A 12570-nucleotide genomic window follows, 5' to 3' on the forward strand; every position below is an offset into this window, starting at 1 on the left:
ATTCCAGAAGTGGCAGTCAATGGAGCGCGGCGAAGCGGAGCTGCCGCGCCAATTCGGTCAGGCTTCCCGCCGTCGCGCATTGCGCGGCGCACACGCGGCGCCGGCCGGCGCGCGGGCGCAACGTCGCATTCAGCGTCTGCGCGAAAAGCGCGAGGGACACCGCGTCGAAGCCGTAATCGCGCAGCGGCGCGTCGGGCTCGATCAGCTCCGGCACGACGCCGAGCGTTTGCGCGGCCACGTCGCGCAGATGCGCGACGTCGACGTCGTCGTCCGCGTCGTCCGCGTTGGCGTCCGGCTCGCCGAAAAGCTCGGCAAGCGACGGCAGGTCGTCGTCGCGGGTCGCGCCGGTTTCGGCGAATGCGGCCAATTCGGCGAAGACGTCGGCCGCGGCGATTTCAATTGCCGTGTCGATGTCGGTGTCGATGTCGGCGAGGTCGGTGTCGGCGGCGGCTTCGGCGGTTGCAAAGGCCTCGCCGGTTCCAGCCGCGGCGGCCGCCGCGTTCGCGCCCGCGCCCGCCGCCGCGAGGCGCGCCGGCGCATCGCCCGAGGCCGCCGGGCTCAGCCAGAAACGCTCGCCGGCGAACGGATACGCGGGCAGGTTGATGCGCCCGGGCGTGTGCGCCGCGTGGAGCGCCGTCCAGTCCGGGTTGCCGCCGTCCGCCCAGTACCGCGCGATGTCGTCCGGCACGCCGCGCGCGAGCACGGCGCGCGCGGCCGCGTCGGTTGCGTGCGCGGCCGCGACGTGCACGACCGACGCGCCCGGCGGCACCGGCCGCCCGCGATGCACGCCCGCCGCGCGTTCGTCGCCCGCGACGAACGCATCGAGCCTGTCGGCGAGCTCGGACAGCGAGCCCGCGACGATCGCGACGCGCGCGGCCATCGGCACGCGCCCCACCTGCAGCGTGAACGCGATCCGCGCGAGCGTGTCGCCGTCGTCGGGCGCGTCGCGCAGGAACGCGAGCAACTGGCGCGCGCGCGCGGCGAGCCGGTCGTCGTCGCGCGCCGACAGCACGACGATCGCCTGCGCCGACGCCGCGCCTGCGCGCGGCACGCGCGCGTCGCTCACGTGCTCGCGCGCGACGACGACGGCATTCGCGCCGCCCGCGCCGAACGACGACACGCTCGCGATGCGCGGCCACGCGGCGTGCGCGGGCAGCGCCCAAGGCTCGTCGCGCCGCTGCAACCGGAACGGCGTGCGCGAGAAGTCGATGTCGGGATTCGGCGTGTCCGCGTTCAGCGAAGGCACGAGCCGGCGATGCCGCATCTGCAGCAGCACCTTCGTCAACCCGGCGATGCCGGCCGCGCTCTCGGCGTGGCCGATGTTGGTCTTCACCGAGCCGATCGCGCAGCCGCCGCGCATGGCCGCGTCCCGCTCGAACGCGCGCGCGAGGCCGCGAATCTCGATCGGGTCGCCGAGCGCCGTGCCGGTGCCGTGCGCTTCCACGTAGCCGAGCATGTGCGGCTCGACGCCCGCGGCGCGATACGCGCCCGCCACCGCGTCGGCTTGCGCGTGCGGGCTCGGCACCGTGTAGCCGTGCGTGCGCCCGCCCGCGTTGATCGCGCTGCCGAGCAGCACGCCGTAGATCGCGTCGCCGTCCGCCTGCGCCCGCGCGAGCGGCTTGAGCAGCAGCGCGCCCACGCCCTCGCCGTCGACGAAGCCGTCCGCGTCGGCGCCGAACGCGCTCACCTTGCCGCGCGTCGACAGCATGTTCATCGCCGACAGGCGCGCCAGATGCTCGGGCGCGACGATGAGGTTCACGCCGCCGACGAGCGCGCAATCGATCGAGCCGCCGCGCAGCGCGTCGAGCGCGAAATGCACGGCCGTGAGCGACGACGAGCACGCGCTGTCCACCGCCACGCTCGGGCCGTGCAGGTCGAACAGATACGACACGCGGTTGGCGATCGACCAGTAGCGCGTGCCGCCCGCATAGTTGCCGTTCATCACGCCGACGTAGACGCCGACGCGCTTCGTCGCGCTCAGCGTGGCGGGCGTGTAGCCGGCGTCCTCGACGCATGCGTACGCCTGCTCGATGAACAGGCGCTCCTGCGGGTCCATGCTCTGCGCCTCGCGCATCGAGATCTGGAAGAACAGCGGATCGAAGCGGTCGATGTCGTCGATGAAGCCGCCGATCGGCGCGCCTTGCGCGCCGCCGCTGCTTCGCCAGTCGCCGCGCGGCGCCGGCAGCGGGCCGATGCAGTCGCGGCCGTCGCGCAGGTTGCGCCAGAACGCGTCGAGCGACGCGGCCTTCGGATAGCGGCCCGCGATGCCGATCACGGCGACCGGCTCGGCCTCGCGCGCGTGCGGCGGATAGGGGGGCGTCGAGTCGGTCTTGGAGTCGGCCTTGGAGTCGGCGATAGGTGCGGCCGTGGTGACGGTTGCGGGGGCGGTCGCGCGCCCGGCGTCGGTCGCGATGCGAATGTCGTCGCCGCAGCGCGCGCCGCTCGCGTATGCACCGTCGACACTCGCGCACGCGGCCCCACTGACCGCGTGCGCCGACGCCGCATCGCTCGCCGCGCGGCCGCTTTCGCGGCCGTCGCGCGCCGCGCCGGCAACCGCCTCGCCTGCGTCCTTCGCGAGCGCGGCGCGCAGCGCGTCGGGCTGCGTCGCGAGCCAGTGGTCGACGAGCGCATCGACGGTGTTGTATTCGAACAGCAACGTATTCGGCACGTCGTCGAACGCATCGCGCAAGCGCTTGGTCAGTTGCAGCACGGTGATCGAATCGATCCCGTACCGTTCGAGCGTTTCGCGCGAATCGATGTCGTCCGCGCGAATGTCGAGCGCCGCGCCGATCCGCGCGCGCAGCCATGCCGACGCCGCGTCGCGCAGCCGCGCGTCGGCGTCGGCGTCGGTGTCGGCGTCAGGCTCGGCGTCGGCGACTGCGGCAACCGAGCCCCGCCCGCCGTCCCGATGCGCGGCAAGCGGTGCGGCGGCGAGCTCGTGCGCGCCGCTAGCATCGCCGCGTGCATCCGCATCATCCGCACCCGTCGCATCCGCCGCATCGAGCCGCACGACACCGTCGCTCGACGCGCAGACGATCGTCTGCCCGTGTCCGGCCGCATCGGCGGCCGGGAATGCGATCGAATGGAATCCGGCCGACGCGAGCAGCGCCCGCCATTGCGCGCCGGCGAGCGCCGGCCCGCCCGGCAGGCGCAGGAATCCGTCGTCGAAGCGCCACCATCCGTCGAGCAGGCCGAACGTCAGGTGCGTGAACAGCGTGTTCGCGCTCAGCTCGTTGACGAGCAGCAGCCCGTCGCGCTTGAGCAGCGACTTCACCGACGCGACGGTGCGCTGCATGTCGCGCGTCGCGTGCAGGACGTTCGCCGCGATGACGACGTCGTAGCGGCCGTATTCGAGCCCTTGCGCGCGCGCGTCGCGCTCGACGTCGAACTTCGCGAACGCGAGGTACGGCCGGCCTTCGGCGAACGTCGCGCGGCCATGCGCAAGAAAGCCGGCCGACACGTCCGTGTAGCGGTATTCGACGAGTTGCGGCGCGAACCGGTCTGCGCATTCGAGCGCCCGCGCCGACGTGCCGCCCGAGCCCGCGCCGATTTCGAGGATGCGCAGCGGCTCGCCCGGCGCGGTGCGCGCGCGGTGCGACAGATAGGCGTCGAGCGCGGCCGCCAGCACGTCGTTGAAGTAGTCGGACACCGCGTTGCCGCGATAAACCGATTCGACCTGATTGATCGAGCCGCTCGCGAACATCACGTCGGTCGCGCGCTTCGCGCCGCGCAGGATGTCGGGCAGCGCGTCGGTCATCGTGCGCAGCAGCGCGAGCTGCGCCGATTGCCCGTGCGCGCCGTCCGTGCCCGGCGCGCTCGTCGGCGCGCCGGACGCCGCGTCCGCATTCGTTTCAGGTCGCGCGGCGGCGGCGGCGAGCGTCACCGTGCCGTCGGCCGCCTCGCTCGCGAGACCCGCGCGCTTCAGGATGTCGATGCTCGCGTCGAGCCATGCGGCATGCGCGGGAGCGACGCCGAGCCGCGCCGCGCACGACGCGCGCGGCAAGCCTTGCTCGGGCCAGCCGAGCGCGGCGAGGCGCGCGGCGAGCGTCCCGGCGAGCGCGGCGTCGAGCGCCGCGGCCGCGCTCGCGTCGAACGCGGGCGCGGGCGGCCACGCCGGCGCGCACGCGCGCCACGCGGCCGCCTGTTCCGGCGCGGCGGCGAGCCAGCGCCGAGCGCCGTCCTGCATCGTCGGCCGGATCGCGTGAATCATCGCAAGCTGGCCGTGCGGCCCGGCGAGCAGACGCTCGAGCACGCGCATCGCCTGCGGCGCCTCGATCGAGCCGATCCCCGCCTCGGCCATGCGCGCGCGGAAATACGGCGTGGCCACCGCGCCGGCGCTGCCCCAGAACCCCCAGTCGACGACCTTCACCGCGCACGCGGCCTGCGCGCGCAACGCGTGCGCGAATGCGTCGACGAACGTGCAGCCGGCCGCGTAGTTGCCCTGCCCCGGCTGCGTCGTGAACGCGTTCATCGACGAGAAGAACAGCATGAAATCGAGATCGGCGGCGGGCAGCAGCACGGCCGCCATGCTGCGCGCGACGTCGATCTTCGGCACGAGCGCCGCGCGCAGCGTCTGTTGCGTCATCCGCGCGAGGCTGCGGTCCGCGAGCACCATCGCCGCATGCACGACGCCGTGAAGCGCGCCGAACCGCGCGCGCGCGTCGTCGCACACCGCGCGCAGCGCGGCGGGATCGGCCGCGTCGGCACGCCGGTAGACGGGCGCGGGGCCAAGCGCCGCGAGCCGGGCGACGGCGGCGTCGATGTCGGCGTCCCGCTCGCGCCGGCCGACCCAGATCACCTGCGCGCCGTAGCGCCGGATCAGGTACTCGCTGTAGACGACGCCGAGCCCGCCCGCGCCGCCGATCAGCAGATAGACGCCGCCCGCGCGGTGCGCGGCCGGCTCGCCCATCGTCTCCCGCGCGACGGGCAACAGCCGCCTGCGCAGCCACTGCCCGTCGCGGTACGCGAGCGCGTCGCCCTGCGGGTCGGGCGACAGCCGCAGCAGCGCGTCGACGGGCGCCGGCTCGGCCGACGCGTGATCCGCGATCCGCACCCGCCAGCGCGGGTGCTCTTTCGCGAGCGCGCCGACGAGCCCGGCGATGGCCGCGTGCGCGGGGTCGCCCGGATCGTCGGCGGCGATCGCGCGGCAGCCGCTCGTGACGAACAGCGCGTCGATCGCGCGGTTCGCCGCGCCCGCGGCGAGCAGCGCCGCGATCCATTCGAAGCAGTTCGCCGCGCAGTCGAGCGCGGGCGAATCGGCGAGCGCGCCGCCGCGCGCGGCGCGCGGCGCGATCCAGACGAACGCGTCGACGGCGCCGAGCGCCGCCGCGACCTCGCGCGCGGCGAACGCATCCGCGCCGACGATGCGCGCGTGCGGACAGCGCTCGGCCCAGCGCGCGCGCTCGGCCGCATCGTCGGCGACGACGATGCCGGGCGAGAACGGCGTGCCGGCCGCCGCGTCGACGATCTCCCAGACGGGCGCGAGCACGATGTCGCCTGTCGCGTCCGGCGCGCGCCATGCTTCGGCGTTGGCTTCGATGTTGGCTTCGATGTCGACCTCGGCGTTCGCGTCGGCTTCGACGTTGCCTTCGAAGGCGACCTCGGCGTTCGCGCCGGCCGGCTGCGCGGCGATGCCCGCAGCCATGTTCGCGGCCGCGACGTGCGTCGCGCGGCGGCTCACCAGATTGCGCACGGCGACGCAGCGCTCGCCCGAGTCCGCGTAAAGATCGATGTCGACGGCGTCGCGCTTGCCGTCGCGCATCCGCACGTGCGCCCACATCCGCGCGGCGCACCGAGCATGCAGCTCGACCGCGTCCGCGCAAAACGGCAGCGGCGCGGGACCGTCTTCGCCCGCGTCGCCGTTCGCCGCGCGCGCGATCGCGAACGCCGCCGCGGCCTGAAACGCGGCGTCGAGCAGCGACGGCGGCATCGCGCACGTGTCGAGCGACGAAGCGGCGGCCTCGGGCAGCGCAAGCCGCGCGAACGCGCCGCCCTCGCCCACCTGCACGTCGACGAGCGCGCGATACGCCGGCCCGTATTCGATGCCGAGCGACGCGAACGCGCGGTACAGCGTGTCGGCATCGATCGCGCGCCCCGCGCATCGAGCGCGCAGCGCCGCGAGGTCCGCGCGCTCGGCCGGCGCGGCCGCGTCGACGCGGCGAATGTCGCCCTGGCTGCAAAGCTGCCAGTCGCCGCCGTGCGCCGACGCATGGACCCGCCAGCTCGCGGCTCCGCCGTGCGCCGTCTCGCCGGGCGGGGCGACGTCCACGCGCACGTGCGCGTGCGGCGCGACGACGAGCGGGCGCACCCACGCGACATCGGCAAGCCGCACGACGCCGCGCGGCGCGTCCGCGCCCTCGGGCTGCAGCCGCGCGAACGCCGCGCACGCGAGCTCGAGCTGCGCGACGCCCGGCACGACCGCGCGGCCCTGCACGCGGTGGTCCCGCACGAGCGGATCGCTGTCGCGCCAGTGCGATTCGAACCGGTACGCGCCGAACGTCGATCGGTTGCGATGCAGCAGCGGATGCGACGGCGCGCCGTCGCGCGGCGCGGCGGGCGACGCGGGCGCGTCCGGAATCCGGCAGCGCACGCGCGCGAACGGATAGGTGGGCGCGCTCACGCGGCGGCATGCGCGCGCACCGCGCCACGGCGACCAGTCGACCTCGCGCCCCGACGCCCACACGGCGGCCGCGTCGTCGAGCGACGCGCACGGCTCGGGCGCGCGCCGGCTCGCGCCGCCGACGCGGCACGCGCCGAGCCAGTGGCGCGCGCCCACCGGCCGCCCGGCGACGAAATCGTCGAGCGCCGCGTGCAGTTCGTCGAACGACTCGACGCGCATCGCGATGCGCCGCTCCCAGTGGTCGCGCCCGCTTTGCAGCGTGAACGCGAGATCGTGCAGCGCGTGCGGCGCGAAGCGCCCCGCCGCCACCGCGTCGCGCAACCGCTGCGCGAGCGCGCGCAGGCGCGCGTCGTCGCGCGCGGACAGCACGACGGCGGCGGGCGACGCGGCCGCCTGCGCGCCGTCGTGCGCGTGCGCGGCGGCGGCCCGGTACTCCTCCACGACGACGTGCGCGTTGGTGCCGCCCGCGCCGAACGACGAAATGCCCGCGATGCGCGTGCCGCCGTCCGGCGCGGGCCACGGCGCGAGCGTGCGCTGGAGCACGAACGGGCTCGCGTCGAAATCGATGTGCGGATTGGGCGTGCGCGCATGCAGCGACGGCGCGAGGCGGCCGTGCTTCATCTGCAGCAGCACCTTCGTGAGCGCGCTGATGCCGGCCGCGCTCTCGCAGTGTCCGATCGTCGACTTCACCGAGCCGATCGCGCAGAACTGCCGCGCGTCGGTGAACGCGCGAAACGCGCTGACGAGGCCCGCGATCTCGATCGGATCGCCGAGCGCCGTGCCCGTGCCGTGCGCCTCGAGATACGACACGTCGCGCGGCGAGATGCCGGCGCGCCGGTACGCCGCCTCGATCACGCCCGCCTGCGCATCGGGATTCGGCACCGTGTACGCGTTCGACTTGCCGCCGTGGTTGATCGCGATGCCCTGGATGAGCCCGTACACGTGATCGCCGTCCGCGAGCGCGTGCGCGAGCGGCTTGAGCACCACCGCGCCGACGCCCTCCGACGGCACATAACCGTCGCCGCCCTCGCCGAAGCTGCGGCAGCGCCCGTCGCTCGCGGCGAATCCGCCCTGCGCGAGCGCGATGAACTTGTTCGGGTGCAGCGACAGATTCACGCCGCCCGCAATCGCCATCCGGCACTGGCCGGACAGCAGGCTTTCGCACGCGAGATGGAGCGCCGTGAACGACGACGAGCACATCGTGTCGACGGCCATGCTCGGCCCGTGCAGGTCGAGCAGATAGGACACGCGGTTGGCGATCGACGACGGATTGCCCGACAGCGCCATCGGCCGCCCGTTCAGCGTGTGCTCGACGCCGAAGTACGGATACTCCTCGTACATCACGCCGACGTAGACGCCGATGTTGCGCTCGGCGCCGTGCGGCCGCTCGCCGCCGAGCGCGACGCGCCCGTAGCCCGCGTCCTCGAGCGCCTCGTACGCGCACTGGACGAACAGCCGCTCCTGCGGGTCCATCACGCTCGCCTCCTTCGGCGAGATGTTGAAGAAGAGCGGATCGAACTCGTCGACGCCGTCGACAAAGCCGCCCCACTTCGCATAAGTCTTGCCGGTGGCGTCGCGATCGCTGTCGTAGTAGCGCGCGTGATCCCAGCGCTCGGCGGGAATCTCCTCGATGCAGTCGACGCCGCCCGCGAGATTCGCCCAGAACGCGTCGAGATCGCGCGCCTTCGGATAGCGGCCCGCGAGCCCGACGACGGCGATGTTCATGCGCGCGCCCGTCGCCGCGTGCGGCGGCCGCGCGCGCGGCGGCGACGCATCCGGCGAAGCGGCGGCGCGGCGCGCGCACGCCTCGTCGCTCTCATGACACTCGCGGCTCGCGCGGATCGCGCCGCTCATGCGATCGCCGCCGTCGGCGGCGCTCCCGTCCGCCGCCGCCCGGCCTCGCAAGTCGAACGCGCCGGCATCCGATCCGGCCGCGACGGCACCGGGCGCGTGCGCGGCGGCATCTGCATCTGCGCTGCCGTTCGCGCCGTTCGCGTGATCCGCCCGCGCGCCGCCCGCCCGAGCGGCATCGGCGCGCGCTCCGATCCACGCCGCGCACGCCGCCTCGTACGCGCGCACGAAGTAGTCGGCCAGATCGTCGAGCCGGCGCTGCTCGAACAGCAGCGTCTTCGACAGCGGGCCGAAGTGCTTTTCGAGTTGCCGCGTCATCCGCAGCACGACGATCGAATCGATCCCGTAATCCGCGAACTCCGCCGTCTCGAGCACGTCGTCCGGCGACATCTTGAACGCGTCGGCGAACATCGCCTTCAACCGCGCGAGCACCGGCGCGCGCAGGCCGGCATCGCCGCCGCCCGCGCCGCGTCCGCCCGCCGGCGCGTCGCCCGCCGCCCCGGCTTCGTCCGGCGCATCGGCCATTTCGGCCGCGGCAAGCCGCGCCGCGATCGTCCGCGCGTCGCCGTACAGCACGGCGAGCGCGTCGTGCGGCGCGTCGAGCGCCGCATGCAGCATGCGCCATCCGTGCGACGGCGGCATCGGCGCGAGCCCCGCGCGCGCGATCTCGGCGAGCGTGTCGGCGTCGGGCGTCATGCCGGCCGCGTCCCACAGCGGCCATCCGATCGCGCGCGTGACGCCGCGCCGCTCGCCGCGCGCCGCGCGCGCGTTGCGATACTGCGCGAAGCCGTCGAGAAAGCCGTTCGCGGCCGCATAGTCGGCCTGGCCGACGTTGCCGAGCGCGCCCGCGATCGACGAGAACAGCACGAAGAACTCGAGCGGCTGCCCGCGCGTGGCCGCGTCGATGTTGAGCACCCCGCGCACCTTCGGCGCGAGCACCGCTTCGACGTCCTCGCGGGTCTTGGCGATCAGCAGCCCGTCGCGCCGGACGCCCGCCGCGTGCACGACGCCCGCGAGTGGACCGTGGCGCGCGGTGATCTCGCGCACCGTCCGGACGACGGCGTCGCGGTCGGCGACGTCGAGCTCGCGATAATCGATCGCCACGCCGCGCTCGCGCCACGCGCGCAACGTTTCGGCGGCCTCGCCGGCCAGCGGCGAGCGCCCGCTCAGCACGATGCGCGCGGCGGGCGCGTGCTCGACGATCTGCGCCGCGAGCAGCATGCCGAGCGCGCCCGCGCCGCCCGTGATCCAGTAAAGCTTGCCGTCGCGCCACGGCGCGCCGCCGCCGCGCAGCTCGGCGGGCGTCCACGTACGGCGCCACGCGCCGTCCTCGCGCCACTGCCATTCGCCTTCGGCATGCTCCTGCACGGCGCGCAGCGCATCGACGACCGCGTGCGCACCCGCCGCGCATTCGACGAGCGCGACGCGCAGCCGCGGCATCTCCTGCCGCGCCGTCCTGAGAAGGCTCGCGAGCCCGCGGTGGCCGTGAAACGCCGCGTCGCCCGGGATCACGACGTCGACGCGCGCGCCCGCCGCATGGTCGCGCGCGATCGCCTGCAGTGTCTCGACGAGCGTGAGCACGCACGACGCATAGTGCTCGCCCGCCTCGTCGGCGTCGCCCGGCAGCGCGGCGACGCGCGCGGGCGACAGCGCCTGTTCGACGCGCGCCGCGTGCGCGGCGAGCGGCCCCGCCAGACAGATCCAGCGCGGCGCCGCGTCGCTCGCGCGCGGCGCGGCCGGCCGCGCGCGGCGCCACGCGCCGACGAGCGGCACCGCGCGGTGTTGCGGCGGCTTCGGCGCGAACGTGATGTCGCGCATCGCCGCCCGCACGAGGCCGTCGGCGTTCGCGAGCGTGAGCGTCACGTCGCCGTCCGCCCGCGCGCGCTCGACGCTCACCCACACGACGTCGGCGCACGGGCCGTAAAGCTCGAGCCGCCCGATGCCGAGCGGCAGCGCGGCGTCGGACGGGCCTTCGCCGCCGTCGCCGAGCGCGAGCCCCAGCACGCTTTGCAGCGCGGCGTCGAGCCGGCCGATCGGCAGCGCGTCGGCGGCCTCGCCCGCGCACGCGTCATCGCCGTGCGCGCGCAGCCGCGCGAGCGCGCGCTGCGCGTCGCCGCTCAGCGTCTCGATCAGCCGATGCGACGCGCCGTATTCGATGCCGAGCGACGCGAAGCGGCGATAGCACGCGTTCGCGTCGACGGCCGTGGCCGACGCGACGCGCGCGCGCAACGCATCGATGTCGACGCGCGCGCCGGCGAGCGCTTCCCATTGCGCGGAGCCGCTGCAATAGACGATCGCGCCGTCATCGGCGGACACGACCTTCCATGCGGCCGGCGCGCCGCGCGCGGACAGCACGACGCGCAGCCGCACGCCGCCGCCGGCCTGCAGCGTGCGCCGCCAGCGCACGTCGGACAACACGAGACACCCGCTCGCCGGCTCGCGCCGCGCGTCGGCGAGCGCGGCGCGAACCAGTTCGAGATAGGCCGAGCCGGGCAGCACGCGCTCGCCGTCGATCACGTGATCGACGAAGCACGGTGCGTCCGCCGGAATGCTTGCGCGCTGCTCGAACGGCGTGGCGGCGGCGGCATCGTCCGCGGCCGCGACAACGGCGGCGGTGACGGCGGTGACGGCCGCGGCGTCCGGCGGCGTGGCGGGCGCTGCCTGGAACCAGTGGCGCGCCGGCGCGAAGCGGTAAGTCGGCAAATGCGCGCGCGTCGGGCGCGCGTGCGGGTAGAGCGCGGCCCAGTCGACGGTCTGGCCGTTCGCCCAGCATTCGCCGAGCGTATCGAGATCGCGCGCGCGCAGCGCGGCGTCGATCTTCTCGGCCGGTTCGCGATGCGCGCCGCGCCCGCGCCACACGCCGTCCGGGCACGCGAGCGCGCGCACCTGCTCGAGCACGTCGGCGAGCGCCGCGAGCGACGACGCGCGCACGGCCAAGCGGCACGCCATCGCGTCGCGCCCCGTTTGCAGCGTGTAGGCGACCGACTCCGGCGCGACGCGCGTGCGCCGCAGGAACGCGACGTACGTATCGAGCAGCGCGTCGAGCTGCGGCTCGGTGCGCGCGGAAAACACGAACAGGTGCGGCGCGCCGCCGGCTGGCGCGCCCGGCGCCGCGGCGCCCGCGCTCGGCGGCTCGTCCGCCTGCAACACCATGTGCGCGTTGGTGCCGCTGAAGCCGAACGCGCTCACGCACGCGCGCCTCGGCCCGTGCTCGGGCGTCGGCCACGGCGCGAGCGCGGTGCTCACGTAAAACGGCGACGCCGCGAAATCGAAATGCTCGTTCGGCTCGCGAAAATGCAGCGACGGCGCGATCTGGCCGTGCCGCATCGACAGCAGCACCTTCTGCACGCTCGCGACGCCCGCCGCCGCCGACGTATGGCCGACGTTCGTCTTGACGGAGCCGATCGCGCAGAAGCCGCGCCGCCCGGTATACGCGCGGAACGCGTCGGCGAGCGCGGCGAGCTCGATCGGATCGCCGAGCTTCGTGCCCGTGCCGTGCAGCTCCGCGTACTGGAAGCTGTCCGGGTCCACGCCGTAGCGCTCGTAGACCGCGCGCTCGAGCGCGGTCTGGCTCGCGCCGTTGGGCGCCGTCATGCCGTTGCTGCGCCCGTCCTGGTTGACGCCCGAGCCGACGATCACGCCGTGGATCGGATCGCCGTGCGCGCGCGCGTCGGCGAGGCGCTTGAGCACGAGCGCGCCGACGCCCTCGCCCGGGACGAAGCCGTTCGCGCGCTGGTCGAACGTCTTGCACCGGCCGTCGGGCGACAGCATGCCCGCCGCGCACATGCCGATGTACGCGTCGGGGCTCAGATAGAGCGTGACGCCGCCGACCAGCGCGACGTCGATCTCGCCCGCGCGCAGCGCCTGGCACGCAAGGTGCGCGGCCACGAGCGACGACGAGCAGGCCGTGTCGACCGGAATCGCCGGCCCTTTCAGGTCGAGGTGGTACGCGATGCGCGCGGCGCCGATCGAGAAATGATTGGCGACCGCGTGGCCGCTGTCGGGCGCGTTGCGCGCGAGCAGCAGGTTGTATTCGTTGCTCATGATGCCGAGATAGACGCCGCATGCGCGCCCGCCGAGCCGCCCCGGCGCGATGCCCG

At 74.7% G+C, this 12570-nt stretch carries 1 protein-coding gene (running past one end of the window); it reads right to left on the minus strand.

Features of this window, described 5'->3' with window-relative positions; genetic code table 11:
• Positions 1-16: 16 nt before the first annotated feature.
• Positions 17-12570, minus strand: the 3' portion of a protein-coding gene (locus BTH_RS30275; protein WP_407637788.1) for an SDR family NAD(P)-dependent oxidoreductase. It continues 991 nt past the right edge of the window; only the last 12554 of its 13545 coding nucleotides appear in the window; the start codon falls outside the window, past its right edge — the gene reads right to left on this strand; its stop codon occupies positions 17-19.

It is taken from the genome of Burkholderia thailandensis E264 (assembly GCF_000012365.1).
GTDB classification, from domain to species: Bacteria; Pseudomonadota; Gammaproteobacteria; order Burkholderiales; family Burkholderiaceae; genus Burkholderia; species Burkholderia thailandensis.